This is a genomic window from Acidimicrobiales bacterium (genome assembly GCA_022452035.1).
Lineage (GTDB): Bacteria > Actinomycetota > Acidimicrobiia > Acidimicrobiales > MedAcidi-G1 > UBA9410.
In genome coordinates this window covers 16,272-30,759 of record JAKURV010000003.1, presented here as the reverse complement: position 1 = coordinate 30,759, position 14,488 = coordinate 16,272, and the positions used below count along the sequence as shown (strand labels likewise).

General features: G+C 68.1%; 18 protein-coding genes. 8 read left to right on the top strand and 10 right to left on the bottom strand.

Annotated features, from left to right (window positions below):
• Positions 1-143 precede the first annotated feature (143 nt).
• Together MK181_01955 and coaE are read left to right on the top strand one after the other, a co-directional pair.
• Positions 144-911: a sigma 54 modulation/S30EA ribosomal C-terminal domain-containing protein gene (locus MK181_01955; GenBank protein ID MCH2418558.1), complete on the top strand. Its 768-nt coding sequence runs from the start codon at positions 144-146 to the stop codon at positions 909-911.
• A 16-nt stretch (positions 912-927) separates the two neighbouring features.
• Positions 928-1,530 carry a dephospho-CoA kinase gene (gene coaE, locus MK181_01950; GenBank protein MCH2418557.1) on the top strand — a complete coding sequence of 201 codons (603 nt, stop codon included), beginning with the start codon at positions 928-930 and terminating at the stop codon, positions 1,528-1,530.
• Positions 1,531-1,545: 15 nt separating this feature from the next.
• Here the strand turns inward: coaE and MK181_01945 are convergent, their stop codons facing one another.
• Positions 1,546-2,283 carry a 3'(2'),5'-bisphosphate nucleotidase CysQ gene (locus MK181_01945; GenBank protein ID MCH2418556.1) on the bottom strand — a complete coding sequence of 246 codons (738 nt, stop codon included), beginning with the start codon at positions 2,281-2,283 and terminating at the stop codon, positions 1,546-1,548.
• 122 nt (positions 2,284-2,405) lie between these two features.
• Here MK181_01945 and MK181_01940 point away from each other — a divergent pair, with 122 nt between their 5' ends.
• From MK181_01940 to MK181_01925, 4 genes are all read left to right on the top strand, one after another.
• Positions 2,406-3,341, top strand: a complete 936-nt coding sequence (locus MK181_01940) for a ketoacyl-ACP synthase III (protein MCH2418555.1) — start codon at positions 2,406-2,408, stop codon at positions 3,339-3,341.
• A gap of 64 nt (positions 3,342-3,405) precedes the next feature.
• On the top strand, positions 3,406-5,337 hold the full coding sequence (locus tag MK181_01935; GenBank protein MCH2418554.1) for an ATP-binding cassette domain-containing protein: 1,932 nt from the start codon (positions 3,406-3,408) through the stop codon (positions 5,335-5,337).
• Positions 5,338-5,373: 36 nt separating this feature from the next.
• On the top strand, positions 5,374-6,195 hold the full coding sequence (locus tag MK181_01930; protein ID MCH2418553.1) for a 5'/3'-nucleotidase SurE: 822 nt from the start codon (positions 5,374-5,376) through the stop codon (positions 6,193-6,195).
• Between the two features lie 8 nt (positions 6,196-6,203).
• Positions 6,204-6,788: a hypothetical protein gene (locus tag MK181_01925; protein MCH2418552.1), complete on the top strand. Its 585-nt coding sequence runs from the start codon at positions 6,204-6,206 to the stop codon at positions 6,786-6,788.
• A gap of 27 nt (positions 6,789-6,815) precedes the next feature.
• Here MK181_01925 and MK181_01920 read toward each other — a convergent pair whose 3' ends face one another.
• On the bottom strand, positions 6,816-7,589 hold the full coding sequence (locus MK181_01920; GenBank protein MCH2418551.1) for an SDR family oxidoreductase: 774 nt from the start codon (positions 7,587-7,589) through the stop codon (positions 6,816-6,818).
• Between the two features lie 26 nt (positions 7,590-7,615).
• On the bottom strand, positions 7,616-7,837 hold the full coding sequence (locus MK181_01915) for a zinc ribbon domain-containing protein (GenBank protein ID MCH2418550.1): 222 nt from the start codon (positions 7,835-7,837) through the stop codon (positions 7,616-7,618).
• Between the two features lie 45 nt (positions 7,838-7,882).
• Between MK181_01915 and MK181_01910 the strand changes: the two genes are divergently transcribed.
• On the top strand, positions 7,883-8,302 hold the full coding sequence (locus MK181_01910) for a hypothetical protein (protein ID MCH2418549.1): 420 nt from the start codon (positions 7,883-7,885) through the stop codon (positions 8,300-8,302).
• Between the two features lie 77 nt (positions 8,303-8,379).
• Here MK181_01910 and rarD read toward each other — a convergent pair whose 3' ends face one another.
• Positions 8,380-9,297: an EamA family transporter RarD gene (gene rarD / locus MK181_01905; GenBank protein MCH2418548.1), complete on the bottom strand. Its 918-nt coding sequence runs from the start codon at positions 9,295-9,297 to the stop codon at positions 8,380-8,382.
• A gap of 20 nt (positions 9,298-9,317) precedes the next feature.
• On the opposite strand from rarD, the gene MK181_01900 reads away from it, so the two are divergent.
• Entirely contained in the window at positions 9,318-10,031 is a 714-nt protein-coding gene (locus tag MK181_01900) for a hypothetical protein (GenBank protein ID MCH2418547.1), read from the top strand.
• Positions 10,032-10,035: 4 nt separating this feature from the next.
• Here MK181_01900 and MK181_01895 read toward each other — a convergent pair whose 3' ends face one another.
• Genes MK181_01895 through MK181_01870 form a run of 6 tightly spaced genes read right to left on the bottom strand, consistent with a single transcriptional unit; the run spans position 10,036 to position 14,437 of the window.
• Positions 10,036-10,917 (bottom strand): DMT family transporter, encoded by an 882-nt coding sequence (locus MK181_01895; protein MCH2418546.1) that lies wholly within the window; start codon positions 10,915-10,917, stop codon positions 10,036-10,038.
• 60 nt (positions 10,918-10,977) lie between these two features.
• Entirely contained in the window at positions 10,978-11,646 is a 669-nt protein-coding gene (locus tag MK181_01890; GenBank protein MCH2418545.1) for a 1-acyl-sn-glycerol-3-phosphate acyltransferase, read from the bottom strand.
• A 36-nt stretch (positions 11,647-11,682) separates the two neighbouring features.
• On the bottom strand, positions 11,683-12,060 hold the full coding sequence (locus tag MK181_01885; protein MCH2418544.1) for a CBS domain-containing protein: 378 nt from the start codon (positions 12,058-12,060) through the stop codon (positions 11,683-11,685).
• Positions 12,060-12,305, bottom strand: coding sequence for a hypothetical protein (locus tag MK181_01880; protein MCH2418543.1), 246 nt, complete (start codon positions 12,303-12,305; stop codon positions 12,060-12,062). Before MK181_01880 ends, MK181_01885 begins: the two co-directional genes overlap by 1 nt.
• Positions 12,306-12,362: 57 nt before the next feature.
• The gene (locus MK181_01875) at positions 12,363-13,622 is read right to left on the bottom strand and encodes an MFS transporter (GenBank protein MCH2418542.1); all 1,260 of its coding nucleotides are present in this window, start codon (positions 13,620-13,622) and stop codon (positions 12,363-12,365) included.
• Positions 13,619-14,437 carry a YceI family protein gene (locus MK181_01870; protein MCH2418541.1) on the bottom strand — a complete coding sequence of 273 codons (819 nt, stop codon included), beginning with the start codon at positions 14,435-14,437 and terminating at the stop codon, positions 13,619-13,621. Before MK181_01870 ends, MK181_01875 begins: the two co-directional genes overlap by 4 nt.
• Positions 14,438-14,488 lie beyond the last annotated feature (51 nt).

Genomic DNA, 14,488 nt, shown 5'->3' with positions numbered 1-14,488 from the left:
AAAGTCTCGCCGATCCCCGATGGTTTCCCACCCCACGGGTTTCGCCAATGTGTAGGGCTGACAGCGCGGCCCGCACGCGACATGATGGGCGGGCACATACCCGGCCGTCGCGGTTGCCGGGGCCGACACACGAAGGGGGAGGCTTGACGAAGCCACATGCCGTCTGTGAAGTCGAACTGCTCAGCCGGGGACCGGTGGAGTTCGGCGATCGGGACTATGCGATCGGAAAGGTCCGGGCGTTGTGCGAGTTGGGGCACGAACCCGTGCTTTCGGCGGTGGTCAAGTTACGGCTCCGCGACGGGACCACCGACTCCCTGCCGGCCATCGCGGAGGCCACCCTGGATCTGAACGGCGTCGCCGTGCGGGCCCACGCCTCGGCCGACACCATGCCCGAGGCCATCGACCAGTTGGACCAACGCCTCAGCCGACGCCTGAGGCGCCACCGCAAGCGGTTGGAAGACCGGCGTCGCGAGTCGGAGCCCGAGCCGGCCCCGGCCCACCCGGGCTACGCGGACCTCCCCGTCGACGACCGGACGGTGGTCCGCCACAAGTCGCTGGCCATGCGTCCGATGAGCGTCGAGGAGGCCGCAGACGAGATGGACCTCCTGGACCACGGCTTCTACCTATACCTGGACGCCGACCACGGCATCGACCGGGTGGTGTACCGCAACGGTGACTCCGGGTTGCGCGTGGTTCCCCGCGTGGACGGCGAGGCCCTTCCGGGTCGGACCAGGCCTCCCATACATCCGGCACCCCTGGTCCTGAATCACCTGCCCCTGAACGAGGCTGAGGTGCTGCTGGACGAGGGCGACGAGCCGTTCGTGTTTTTCGCCGAGCCGGACACCAGCAGGGGCCAGGTCCTCTACCGGCGCTTCGACGGCCACTACGGCCTTATCACCCCGGCCGTCTGACAGCCCCACGGTTCGCGTGAAGGTCGTAGGCCTCTGCGGGGGCATTGGCGCCGGGAAGTCCACAGTGGCCACCCTCCTGGCAGAAAGGGGTGCGGTGGTCATCGACGTCGACGCCCTGGGACGTCACGTCCTCACCCTCCGGGAGGTCCGTGACGCTGTGGTGGCCGAGTTCGGTGACGGCATTCTCGGGCCTGATGGGGCTGTTGACCGTGGAGCTCTGGCCGAAGTGGTGTTCTCCTCTAAGGGTCGCCTGACCGACCTGGAGGCCATCAGCCATCCGGTCATAGACCGGGAAATCCTCCGCCGACTGGATGCTCTGGCCGAGGATCCACCTGATCTGGTGGTGCTGGACATGGCGGTGCTGGTGGAGAGCGACCTCGGTCGGCTAGCCGACGGCCGGGGTTACACCGAGGTGGTCGTGGTGGAAGCCGATCCCGAGTTGCGAATGGATCGCCTGGTAGGACGGGGCATGGTTCCCGACGACGTCCGGTCCCGGATGGCCGCCCAGGCCACCAACGCCGAACGGCGGGCGGTGGCCGACCACGTGCTGGTTAATGACGGCGACCGGGATCACCTGGCCGTCCTGGTAGACGATCTGCTTACCCGCCTAGTGGGCTAGGACGGCGTGGGACCCCTACCAGCGGAGGGCGGACCGTGCCCGCCCGGTGTATTCCGGCCGGCAGATGAGTAAGCCTGGCACGACGGGGCGGGGTTTGTTAAACGTGAGGGTCGTGCCGTCAAGACCGCTGGCGTCTAGACCGGCGGCGGTAGCCACGGCGGCCGGGGCGCAGGCGTCCCACTCGTAGAGGCCTGACGGGTGGACGTAGACGTCGGCCGACCCCCCAACCACTGCCATGGCCTTCACGCCCGCCGACCCGAAGGACCGGACCACGCCGCCGATGGCCGCCGCCACTACCTCGGCCTCGCCCCACTGCGACCGGCTGGTAACGACCACCGGGCGTTCCCGCTCGAGTGGACGGGAGGCCGCCGAGAGGCCGGTTCCATAAAGCTGTCCGCTGGCCGGAAGGGCTACGGCAGCGGCCGTCGGCCGACCCCCCTCCACCAAGGCCACGTGGACCGCCCATTCAATGCTTTTCGGCCGGCCGAAGTCGCGTGTCCCGTCCAGTGGGTCCAAGATCCACACCCGGTTGGCCTCCAGGCGGGCCCCGTCGTCAGTCCCCTCCTCGGACAGGAGTCCGTCATCGGGACGGAGCTCGGCCAGACGGTCCACCAGGTGGCGGTGGGCCTGCCGGTCCCCCTCGTCCTGCAGGCGGTACGACGGCCAGCCCTCGGCGACGGCCTGGCCCCGGATCCCGAGGAGCAGGTCACCGGCTTCCTGGGCTAGGAGTCCGGCGAGTTCGTGGTCCTGCATGGGCGTTCGACCCTATCCCTACTCCGGCCGCACCCCTTCTCACCCGGCTTTCGGCGGTCCTTGACTAGCCTGCCGACGGGCCGGTCCCCACCGGCCGTCTCATAACCCTGACGGAGCACCCCATGGCCCACGGCCGTATCACCGGTTGGGCGACCCACCTTCCCGAGCGCCAGCTCACCAACCACGACCTGGCTGAGATGGTGGAAACCACCGACGAGTGGATCCGTGAGCGCTCCGGCATCGGCGCCCGCCATGTGGACGGCAAGGTCACTGAGATGTCCACGGCCGCTGGTCGCGACGCTTTGGCCATGGCCGGCGTAGACCCGGCCGACGTGGACCTGCTACTCCTGGCCACCTGTACCTCGGACCAGCAGTTTCCAGCCAGTGCCTCGGTGGTCCAGGACAACCTTGGGATGTCGTGCGGGGCCATTGACATGAACGCTGCGTGTTCGGGCTTCGTGTACGGACTTGTGACAGCTATGCAGTTCTCGGCCGGTGGTGTCGACCGCATCCTGCTCATCGGAAGCGATGCCCTCAGCGGGATCATCGACTGGACCGACCGGGGCACCTGTGTGCTGTTCGGCGACGGCGCCGGTGCGGTAGTCATCGAACGATCGGCCGACGCCCCCACCCTGCTGGGTTGGGACCTCATGTCGGACGGCTCGGCAGCTGGGATCCTGTCGTGCGAGCACGGCGGCAAGATCTTCATGAACGGCAAGGAGGTGTTCCGTCGCGCCGTCCTGGCCGTGGAGAAGGCAGGTCGCAACGCCATGGAGCGGGCTGGTGTGGACATCGACGACATTGCCCTGGTGGTCCCCCATCAGGCCAACATCCGTATCATCGATGCCGCCCTGAAGCGCCTGGACATTCCCCGGGAGAAGGCGGCCATGGTCCTCGAGCGGACCGGTAACACCTCGGCCGCCTCGATCCCGCTGGCCTTGGTGGATGCCCTGGACAATGACCGGGTGGCCCCCGGCGACCTGGTCCTGATGGTGGGGTTTGGCGCCGGCATGTCGTCGGCGGCCGCCGTGATTCGTTGGGATCCGCCCGAAACCTGACACCCACCGCCCAGACCGTTGGGTACCGTCCGGTCCCTTCGAGGCCTCCGGATACCCTCCCGACGTGCTGACCGCCTCGGGCCTGTCCCGCAGCTTCGGGTCCCGGACCCTTTTCGCCGACGTCTCGCTCCAACTCGGTCCGGGTCGCCGCGTCGCCCTGGTGGGCAGCAACGGGACCGGCAAGACCACCCTCATCGAAACCATCGTCGGCCTGCAGGAACCCGACGCTGGCGAGGTCCACCGACCCAGGGACCTTCGTATCGGCTACCTCCCTCAGGAGCTCCCCGACGAGGTCGGTCGGTCGGTATTCGAACAGGTCATGCTGGGCGCCGGGCCGGTCACCGAGCTGGCCCAGCGCATCGAGGCCCTGGGCACCCGGATCGGCGAGACGGCAGGCGACGAGCAGAACCGTCTGCTGATTGAGTTTGGCGAGGCCCAATCCCGGTTCGAGCAGCTCGGCGGCTACGCCGTCGAGGCCGACGCCCACCGGATCCTGTCCGGCCTGGGCTTTGACCCGGCCGACCACGACCGACCCATGGACGAGATGTCGGGCGGGTGGCGCATGCGTGTCGCCCTGGCCCGGCTGCTGCTATCGGCCCCCGACCTGCTGATCATGGACGAACCCACCAACCACCTCGACGTGGACAGCGTGGCCTGGCTGGAACAGCACCTGGCCGGTTGGTCCGGTGGCCTGCTGTTCGTCAGCCATGACCGGGACTTCATCGACGCGGTGGCCAACCGGATTCTAGAACTGGCCGGGAACCGGATCACCGAGTACGTGGGGGGCTTTGCCGACTTCGTAGTGGCCCGCGAGGAGCAGTTGGCCATGCAACGGGCGGCCGCCGCCCAGCAGTCCCGGCAGGTGGCCCGGACCGAGCGCTTCATCGAGCGCTTCCGGTACAAGGCCTCCAAGGCCCGCCAGGTCCAGAGCCGGGTGAAGGCCCTGGAGAGGCTGGACCGGATCGTGGTCGAGGAACCTGACGACCCGGCAACCCGCTTCGGCTTCCCCAAGCCCCGACGTTCGTCTCGCCTGGTGGCCGAGTTGGAGGGCGTGACTGCCGGCTACGACGATGGCGACGGACGGGACCCTGAGGTCGTCCTCCGCGACGTCACCTTCGGGGTGGAGCGAGGCCGAACCGTGGCCCTGGTCGGGCCCAACGGGGCCGGCAAGACCACCCTGGTCCGCCTTCTCACCGGAGAGATGGCCCCGCTGGATGGCCGGATCACTCGTGGCACCAACGTCGACCTCTCCCACTTCGACCAACTTCAGGCCGAGGTCCTGGACGAGCGGCGGACCGTACTGGAGGAGCTCAAAACGGTGCCCGGCGTGGGCACTGACGGTCGCAACCCCCGTACCTACCTGGCCTCGTTCGGCTTCCGAGGCGACACCGTAGACCGGCTGGTGGGTGACCTGTCGGGAGGCGAGCAGACGCGCCTGGCCCTGGCCAAGACGCTGGCCGTGCCGGTCAACCTGCTCATCCTGGACGAGCCCACCAACCACCTCGACCTACCCAGCTGTGACGTGCTGGAGGACGCCCTGACGGCCTACCCAGGAACCGTCGTGCTGATCACCCACGACCGCCACCTGATCCGCTCGGTGGCCCACAATCTGGTGGAGGTTCGGAACGGACGGGCCGTATGGCACGAAGGGGTCCCCGACCGGGTCCTCTACCCGGTGAAGGCCGATGCCGCCCCGACCCCCACCCGGCACGGCGCGACGGAACGCCGCTCCGACTCCCCTACCACCAAGAAGCCCCGTAAGGGGAAGCCCCGTGACCCCGCCCAGGGCCTGAGGCGGAAGCTAGAACGGGCAGAACGGGACTGGGAGACGGCTGAGGCAGTTGTGTTGGAGGTACAGGGCCGCCTGGCCGACTCCGACCTCTACCGGGATCCCGACCGGGCCGCCGCCGTGGTGGCCGAACATGAGGCGGCCAAGGACGCCGCGGCTGCGCTCATGGCCGACTGGGAGCGCCTCAGCGCCCAACTCGGCGGCTAACGAGCGGACCACCCGACGCCGGTACGGTCGGCGACTGTGCGCATCTTGGTCACCAATGACGACGGCATCGACTCAGACGGCCTCCACCATCTGGCCCGGGCCCTGGTCGACGTGGGGGATGTCACCGTGGTGGCCCCCGACACCGAGTACTCGGGGGCCGGTGCCTCGCTGGGGGCCCTCCACCTGATGCGCCCCGAAGTCCACGACGCCCACGTGGATGGGGTCCCGCGCTCCTGGTCGGTGAGCGGCCCGCCGGGGCTGTGTGTCATGTACAGCCGGCTCGGCCTGTTCGGCGACCCGTTCGACCTCGTAGTGGCCGGCATCAACCCCGGCATGAACGTCGGCCGCTCTGTGTACCACTCGGGGACGGTCGGGGCGGCCCTCACAGCCCGGAATGGCGGCACCACCGGGATCGCCGTCAGCCAAGCCGTAACCGGTTGGGGCATCGAGGGCCAGGGCGCCGACGAGGTGCTGATCGACCAGTGGTGGTCGACGGCGGCCACCGTGGCCCGGGCGGTGGTCGGAGGCATCGCAGCCGACCTACCGGCAATACCCTCGGTCCTGAACGTGAACGTCCCCAACGTGGCGTTGCAGGACGTCCGAGGGTGGTGCCACACGGTGACAGGGTCAGCCCCTCCCCGGAGCCTCACCACGGCCGACCTGGTGCCCAAGGAGGGCCATGCCGGCACCTATCGGGTGCAGATGAGTTGGGGGGAGCCAGGCGTACTTGCCGAGGACACCGATGGGGGATCCGTCATGGCCGGCAAGGTGAGCCTCACCTGGCTAAACCGCCTACACGACGAGGCGCCCCCTGCCGACGACTGGGCAGCCGAGGCGTTGGCCAGCCTCCTTGGCTGACGTCGGCTATGCACGCCTCTGACACCGTCTGGTACGTGGCCTACGGGTCCAACCTGCTGGAGGCCCGGTTCCTCGCCTACCTCGCGGGATGCGGCGACGGTCCCGCCTGGGGTGCCCACCGCGGGGCCAGGGACCCCTCACCGCCGTCCGGTGACCGACGGGTCGTGGTTCCTCATCCCGTGTTCTTCGGTGGCCATTCCCGAAAGTGGCAGGGCGGGTGCTGTTTCTGTCGAGCCGAGCCACCAGAACCTGGGCGCCTCCCGGTGGTCGGCCGAGCCTGGCGCATTACCTGGGATCAGATGACCGACGTAGTCGCCCAGGAAAACAACCGTCCAACAGACCAGGCCTCAATGCCCGAGACCCCGCCACCACCGGACACCGCGGTTCGGGTCTTGGACGGCGTGATCGACCTGGTGGTCGGAATGCCAGAGATTGACGGCGAGCCGGCCTGCACGCTGGCCTCCAGCGACCCGCCGGAAATCGGGCCACCCAGCCTCACGTACCGGGACGTCCTGGCTGCCGGCATGGCCGAGATGGGCTTGGACCCCGCCCAGATCGACGGACAACTAGCAGACCTGGACCGGACCCGCTGACCGACCGGGTGCCCACCGGGTCAGACCTCAGATGGTGATGAGCCCCCCGTTGGGCGAGATCCACTGTCCGGTGGTGAACGAGCTCTCGTCGGATGCGAGGTGGAGGGCAGTGGCCGCGATCTCCTCGGCGGTGCCCTTACGCCGTAGTGGGGTCATCCCGACCATGGGGGCCAGCAGGGCCTCGTCGACCCTGGCCGTCATCGGCGTGTCGATCACCCCGGGGGCAATGGCGTTGATGCGGATTCCCATGGCGCCCAACTCGCGGGCCGCCGCCCGGGTGAAGGCCAGGACGGCGCCCTTGGCTGCCGCGTAGTGGATCGGCCCCCATCCGGCCAGGCCGGCGATACTGGAAAGGTTGACGACTGCGCCTCCCTCGCCCATCAGCTTCACCGCCTCTCGGGTACATAGGAAGGTGCCGCCGACGTGAATGGCCAGCATCTTCGTAAACGCCGCGTGGTCCATCAATGAGATCTGGGAGCCCTCGCCGGCCATCATCTCGTCGAAACCGTCACCGGGAAGACGGTCCACCCCGGCATTGTTGACCTGGATATCAAGGTGCCCGTACGCGGCGTAGATCTCGCCGAAGACCAGACCCATGTCGTCCTCGTCGGACACGTCGCCGCCGAAGGCACTGTGGCCCGCGCCGTCCAACAGGCGCACCGTCTCGTCGGCCGCCTCCCTCCTCAGATCCTGGGCAGCCACTGTGGCCCCCTCCTCGGCGAACCGGAAAGCCATGGCCTGCCCCAGCCCCGAGCCCGCACCGGTGATGCAGGCGATCTTCCCCTCCAGGCGTCTGGCCATGGGTTCTCCTCGGGTTCGGTCCGACATCAGCCGGGATGGCAGGCGCAGGCCGCGCCGCAACCGCCGGTTGGAGCGGGTGTTGTCGGGCGGGCGGCCTCTGTCCCGCCGACCGCCGCGAATACCGACAACAGGCGTCGCGCACCCTCGTGGCCGCTCGGACAGGTTGCCGGCTCCGACGACAGGGCCATGGGCTGACGCACCTCGAAGACGGCATCACACATCCCGCAGCGATAGTCGTAGGTCGGCATGATGGCGAGTGTAGAACCGACCCTTCGGTGGGGCACACTGTGGCCGTGAACGTGGTCGTGATCCACCAGAGTCGTACCGGAAACACTCGACGGGCCGCAGAGTTGATCGGCGGGGCCGTGCAGGCCTCCGGCGCCACCGTGGCCGTCCGCCCGGTCACCAACCTCGACTACAAGGAACTGGCTGAGGCCGACCTGGTGTTCGTGGGCACCTGGGTCGACGGCCTGATCCTGTTCGGCCACCGTCCGGGCGACGCAGCCAAGGTGAACCAGATCCCCAAACTCTGGGACAAACGGGTGGCTGCCTTTATGACCCATGCCGTGAACCCGGGTCGCGCTGCCGACATGCTGGCCGACATGCTCGCCAGTCACGGGGCTGACGTAGTGGCCGCCCGGTCACTAAGCCGGTGGCGCCTGGCCGACGAGGCTCCGACCTTCGCCGCCGAGGTGCTGGCTGCCGCCGGCTGACCTACCCGCCGAGGTGACGGCTACAAACGGCTGGCCGCCCCGACAAGATCCGGACCGCTGCCGGCTGACCTCCCTGATCAACGGCGACGCGGTGGCCTGACCGACCGGAGGCCGTCGGCGGTGAATACGGCCAATCCGGTCCAGACAAGGGCAAAGCCGACCAGGCGTCCCGAACCGAATGGCTCACCGAAGGCCACCACGCCCAACAGGAAGTTGATGGAGGGTGAGAGGTACTGGAGCACCCCAACTACCGACAGTGGTGCCCGCCGGACCCCGCCAGCAAAGAACAGCAGCGGGGCGGCAGTGAACACCCCGCTGGCCACCAGGACCACCACTTCGCTCGACGTCCCCGAGAACAGGACGTCGTGCCCGCTGGACGTCCGGTAGGCGAGGTAGCCCAGGGTGACGGGCAGCATCACAGTTAGCTCGATAGCCAGCATGTCAACCGGTGGCCGGTCGACCTTCTTCTTGATGAGCCCGTAGATGCCGAAGGTGCCAGCCAGGAAGAGCGACACCCATGGCAGACGTCCCATGTCGACAGTAAGCCACACCACGCTCGCCGCGCCGAGGGCCACAGCCAACCACTGGGCCCGGCGTAGCCGCTCCCCGACCACTAGAACGCCCAACAGGACGCTCACCAGCGGGGTGATGAAGTACCCGAGGCTGCCCTCCAACACCATGTCGTTGTTGACCGCCCAGATCCAGGCCAACCAGTTGGAGCCGATCAGGACTCCTGCCAGGACCTCCAGGCCCAGGACGGACGGCATCCCGGCGGCCTCCCGGACGGCGGTCCACGACCGCCGAACTAGATGCACCACCAGGAGGACTGTGAACGTCCAGAAGGCCCGGTGGGCCAGGACGTCCAGCGCCGGAACGTCAGCCACGCCACGCCAGAAGGCCGGGGAAACCCCCCACATCACCTGGGCACAGAGGATGTAGAGGAGGCCCCGCCGCATCCCCGGAGTCTCGCCGCCCGAACCGAACACCTCCACCACGTTTCGATACGTTTCGGGTGATGCAGATCGGCCTCCTACGCTGCGACGAGATCTTTGAGGATCTCCGCCCCCGCTACGAGGGCTACCACCGCCTGTTCACCGACCTGTTCGGAGCGGTGCGACCCGACGTGTCCTTCGTGGACTACCCGGTGGTGGACGGCACCCTTCCCAGATCGGCCGACGAGCAGGACGCGTGGCTGATCACCGGATCGGTCCGCGGGGTGTACGAGGACGAGCCCTGGATCCACGACCTCCTGGACTTGGTTCGCGATCTGGACGCCGCCCGGGCCCCCACTGTCGGGGTGTGCTTCGGCCACCAGGCAATCGCCCAGGCCCTCGGTGGTCGCGTCGAGCGGGTGGAAACGTGGGGTCTGGGCAACCGGCCGATCAACCTGGACGCCCGCGAGGGCTGGATGGAGTCGGGCCCCGACCCGGTGGGGGTCTTTTACTGCCACCGCGACCAGGTCCTGGACCTTCCCGGTGAGGCCCGGCTGATCGCCTCCTCAGACCACTGCCCGGCGGCCGTGCTGGCCGTCGGCGACCACCTGCTGGGCGTCCAGGCCCACCCGGAGTTCGATGCCCACTACGCCGACATCCTCTACCGGGGCCGCTACACGAGTTCGAGCCCACCCGGGGTGCTGGACGACGCCCTGGCCACGCTGGACGCCCCACTCCACCGGGTGGAAGTGGCATCGTGGATGCTCCGCTTCCTCCGGGGCGAGTACGGAACCTGACCGGTCAGCCGACGGTGAGAGCGGGGGGCTTCTCCACAGGACGGGTCACCACCACGGCTAGGGCGGCAATAACCAGGGCCATGCCGAGGGCCTGTACGCCTCCGATTGTCTCCCCGACCAGCCACCAGGCGTACAGGGGCGCCACGGCGGTGAACAGGAGGCCGACCAGGCTCATCAAGATGATCGGTACATGGCCCAGGGCGTAGTTGGTGAGCAGGTGCCCGGTCCCCGGTATAACGGCCATGAGAGCGATCCAAGTCCACTGGTCGACCGGCGGCGGAGCCAGGCTCTGGCCCATGACCGGAGCAAAGGGCAGCACGGTCAGGGTGGCGACCACCGTGAGGCCCACCTGGTACGTGGCTGAGTCCAGGTTGACCCGACTCCGCTTGGACACCACGTAATAGGCGGCGAAGAGGAGCATCGTGCCTACGGCCAGTAGGTCGCCGGTGCGCGTGGCTACTCCGGTCGCGTCGGCTCCCGTCATGGCCACCACTACCCCGCCCATGGCCATTGCCGACCACAGGTAGATCGACGGGCGGGGGCGCTCGCCGAACAGCGGGCCGGCAATCCCGATGAGCACCACCGGTTGGAGAGACGCGATCACCACGGCGTTCGCCGCGCTGGTCCGGCGCATGGTGAGGATGAAGAAAACAAGGTTCACCCCGAACAGGACGCCCCCGGGAATGCACCGTCGGAGGTCCTCCCAGAGCAGCCGTCGTCCGGTCACCACGAGGAGCAGGGAGTAGAACACCACGGCTACCAGGAGCCTCCAGAAAATGAAGGTGATCTCGGCCACGTCGGCCAGCTTGACGATGCTCGGACCGAACGACATGAGGAAGACAGCCCCGACAGCCGCCACCCGACCGATGACCGCCTGGCGTTCCATCGGCGGACCCTTTCACGGGGTCCCTGACCCCCGGCTATCGGAGGCCGTCCGCCACAGGGATCAGGCCGAGCAGGCCTCGTCCTGCACGGCCTGGAGGGCGACTACTAAGCCGTCGGTCCAATTCCTCAGCGCACTCCGGGCCGCCTTCGGGTCCGGTGGCTGGATCGGAGGACCGACCACCATGCGGACCCGGGTGCGCCGGGGGAAACGGGCTCCGGTCGGCATGGCCTCGCCGGTACCCGAGATGCCCACTGGCACCACCTGCGAACCGGTCCTGGCGGCCAGCCAGGCCGTCCCGTCGAAGAGTTCGGCCACCTGTTGACCCTCGTGCCGGGTGCCCTCCGGGAAGACCAGCAGCACGTTCTGGTCGACCAGCAGTTCCTGAGCGATTCGCAGGGACTCCCGATCGGCGGTCTCGCGCCGGACCGGAAAGGCCCCCAACGAAGCCAGCACCCAAGCCAGTGGTGGGACTGTGAACAGGCTCTCCTTGGCCAACGCCCGTATCCGACGACGGGAAAGGGGCGAGAGCATGATCGAGTCCAGGTTGGACCTGTGGACGGGCGCCAGGATCACTGGTCCTTCGGGTGAGATGTTCTCCCGGCCAGTGGTCCGGGTCCGCAGGTAGGGCCAGAGCACGAATCGCACCAGCGTCCGGACCGTCCCGTAGACGAGCCCGGCGGTCCACGCTGCGCTAGTCCGACGGGCGCGCTCCTGCCGATCGGAGGACATGTGGAGCGGCTGACGCCGGTCGGGACCGTTACTGAATCAGCGCCGGGCGATCCGCGCGCTAAGAACGTCGCGCAGGCTCACCATGCCGACCAGGTCCCCGTCGACCACCACCGGCAGGTGGCGGTAGCCACGACTCAGCATCAGGCCGGCCGCCTCTTCGGTATCCAGGTCGGGTTCGCTGGTGTCCGGATCCGGCGTCATCCAGCGTTCCACCGATGCAGATCGCAGATCGTCCTCGGAGGCCGCGGCCCGAAGCACATCGCGTTCGGTGAGGATGCCCAGCAGCATGCGGCCGTGAACCACGACCACTGACCCGAAACCGCCCCGCACCATCACCTGGGCGGCATCGCTGACCGTCGAGTCCGACGAAAGGGTCACCACGTCCTTGGTCATGACGTCGGCGATTGTGGCCATCAGCCGCTGCCCCCGACCTCGTCGACCTCTCGATCTAGTCGCTCGCTGGCCGGCTCCTCAAGGTCCAGGTTGAGGGTCCTCCAGAGGTTCCCGGCCCAGACGCTGGTGTGGGGCCATTCGCGCCAGAAGGCCTGCAGAACGACCGGGTCCAGGTGTTCGGCGGCCTCAGCCGGCGAGCAGGCCCGAGACAGGGCGTCCAGTGCGTCGACCACACCGAGGAGTTGCTCGGACTGGTTGTCGGACATGGCGGACCTCCGTTGCGTGTCTCGATTGTCCCCCGAATTAAGCGATTCGGCAAACGCTCAGCCGTCCGTCTCGCCCTCCTCGTCCAGGAGGGTGAGGACCCCGCGCCTCCCGGTGACAAGGCCGTCCAGACATAGCACCAGGCCAGCCGACAGGACCACCCACCGTAGGCCGACCAGGTCGCCGAGGATCCCGAAGGCCAGACCACCGATCGGGATCCCACTGAGGATGGCCACAAGGAACACCGACATCACCCGTCCCCGGAACTCCTCGTCGACCCGCATCTGCAGGGCTGTGCTGAGGGTGGTGCCGTGCAGCATGTGGGCGGCTCCCGTGAGGAGGTAGCCGAGCATCCCCAGGCCTAGCCACGACGACGAGGCCACGATAAGTAGACCGGTCCCGTAGAGCAGGATGGCTTGCCGTTCCAGGACAGCCCGCGGCATTCGCCCGCCCCGGCCGCTGATGAAGGCGCTGGCCAGGAGGGATCCCACACCGAGGCTGGTGGAAAGGACCCCCAGCCCACCGCCACCCCTCCCGAACAGGTCGTCGGCGACGCCAGCGGCTAGTGAGAAAGCGAACACGGCACCGAGCCCCGCCACGGTGAATGCCAGGCGAAAGGCGAGACGCATCTCCGGCCGGGTTCGAACGTAGGCCAGGCCCTCGCGGAACTGGTCTCCGATGGAGCCGGTGCTGCGGGAAGGCACCCATGACGTCCGCACCGTGGTGAGGATGGCCAGGCTTGCCACGTAGAGGCCTAGGGACACAGCGAAGGCGAGACCCGGACCGTGAAAGGCGAGGGTCACAGCGGCGATGGCCGGACCCACGGACCGGCCGACGGTGAAAGTGATCGACACCAGCCGGACCGCGGCTATCAGGGATTCGCGGGGAACAAGCACGGCGGCCATGGACTGGATAGGCGCCCACTGGAAGGACCCCGCCGTGCCTCCGACGAAGTTCAACGCCAGGATTCGCCAAGGGGTCAGGTCGCCCCTGGTGTACAGGATGACGACGGCGGCCATGGTCACCGTCTGGAGGGACAGGCCGAGGAGAAGAAGCCGGCGACGGTCCATCCGGTCGGCCAGCGTCCCCGACAGGGGCGTTCCCACCACGGCTGGGATGAGGGCCACGAAGGAGGCCGCCCCAACCCACGTGTTGGAGTCGGTGAGCTCGTTGACCAGGAACGGAGTGGCCAGACCTCCGAGAAACTGGGCGATCCCGCACAGCGTCTGGGCGGCGGCAAACCGAGCGAAAGCCGGGTGGCGGAGGGAGCCAAAGGGGCTGGAGCGCCCAGGGTCGGTCGAATCGACCTCGCGGCTCACCGAGTCAGGAATAGCTGGAACTCGACCGTGCCGTGGTCCTCTACCGAGACCACGATGGACGCGCTGGGAGCCTCCACTCCGTGGTCGATAAGCACGATCGGGAAGGAGCCGACCACGGTTACCACGTCACCCACCCGGATGGCTGAAACCGCCACCTCCATCTCAGCAGTCAGGCCATTTACGGTCAGCGTGCCGGCTGCCGTTAACTCGGCCGAGGCACCGTCTCCGTGAATGTCTCCGAGGACAACGGGGCCGTCCAGGGTGAACGTGGCTCGCGGGTGTTCGTCGGTGTTCAACGCCGTCTGGACCTTGCCGTCTCGGAACGACTTGTCAGATCGCAGGCCCCGGAGGTCGGCGACAATTTCGGCAGCCACCAGGGAGTCTTCGGAGAGCTGGACGGTTCCGGTCACGAGCGGCGTTCGACCCACCGCTGTTGTCGCACCGATGCCATTGCCCAGTACCTCGTTGACCCGGTAGCCGACATAGTTCGAGGTGAAGTCGTTGAATGATCCGATTGTCGGGTCGACCGTCCAGGTGCCGGCCGGACCGGGCGCAGCTGTCGTGGTGGGCGCAGCCGTCGTGGTGGGCACAGCCGTCGTAGCAGGCGCAGCCGTCGTAGCAGGCGCAGCCGTCGTAGCAGGCGCAGCCGTCGTAGCAGGCGCAGCCGTCGTGGTGGCCTGGGCAGCGGCGGCCGTTTCGGCCGCAGTGGCTAGGTCCGGAGCTGGCGGGGCGTCGGACCGCAGGACAAACCACCAGCCGGCCACGGCAACCACAACGATGCCGAGAACGACCCACGACCACCTCTGCCGATCCATGGTTCGACCTTACGCCCCGACCTTCGATCGGAACTGTTCGGACCGCGAGCC

What these genes read in the sequence shown, in the direction of transcription:
- MK181_01870 (MCH2418541.1), bottom strand. Translation starts at nt 14,437, where the DNA reads ATGGATCGGCAGAGGTGGTCGTGGGTCGTTCTCGGCATCGTTGTGGTT.
- MK181_01890 (MCH2418545.1), bottom strand. Translation starts at nt 11,646, where the DNA reads ATGTCCTCCGATCGGCAGGAGCGCGCCCGTCGGACTAGCGCAGCGTGG.
- MK181_01920 (MCH2418551.1), bottom strand. Translation starts at nt 7,589, where the DNA reads ATGGCCAGACGCCTGGAGGGGAAGATCGCCTGCATCACCGGTGCGGGC.
- MK181_01915 (MCH2418550.1), bottom strand. Translation starts at nt 7,837, where the DNA reads ATGCCGACCTACGACTATCGCTGCGGGATGTGTGATGCCGTCTTCGAG.
- MK181_01940 (MCH2418555.1), top strand. Translation starts at nt 2,406, where the DNA reads ATGGCCCACGGCCGTATCACCGGTTGGGCGACCCACCTTCCCGAGCGC.
- MK181_01885 (MCH2418544.1), bottom strand. Translation starts at nt 12,060, where the DNA reads ATGGCCACAATCGCCGACGTCATGACCAAGGACGTGGTGACCCTTTCG.
- MK181_01900 (MCH2418547.1), top strand. Translation starts at nt 9,318, where the DNA reads ATGCAGATCGGCCTCCTACGCTGCGACGAGATCTTTGAGGATCTCCGC.
- MK181_01880 (MCH2418543.1), bottom strand. Translation starts at nt 12,305, where the DNA reads ATGTCCGACAACCAGTCCGAGCAACTCCTCGGTGTGGTCGACGCACTG.
- MK181_01945 (MCH2418556.1), bottom strand. Translation starts at nt 2,283, where the DNA reads ATGCAGGACCACGAACTCGCCGGACTCCTAGCCCAGGAAGCCGGTGAC.
- MK181_01895 (MCH2418546.1), bottom strand. Translation starts at nt 10,917, where the DNA reads ATGGAACGCCAGGCGGTCATCGGTCGGGTGGCGGCTGTCGGGGCTGTC.
- MK181_01925 (MCH2418552.1), top strand. Translation starts at nt 6,204, where the DNA reads ATGCACGCCTCTGACACCGTCTGGTACGTGGCCTACGGGTCCAACCTG.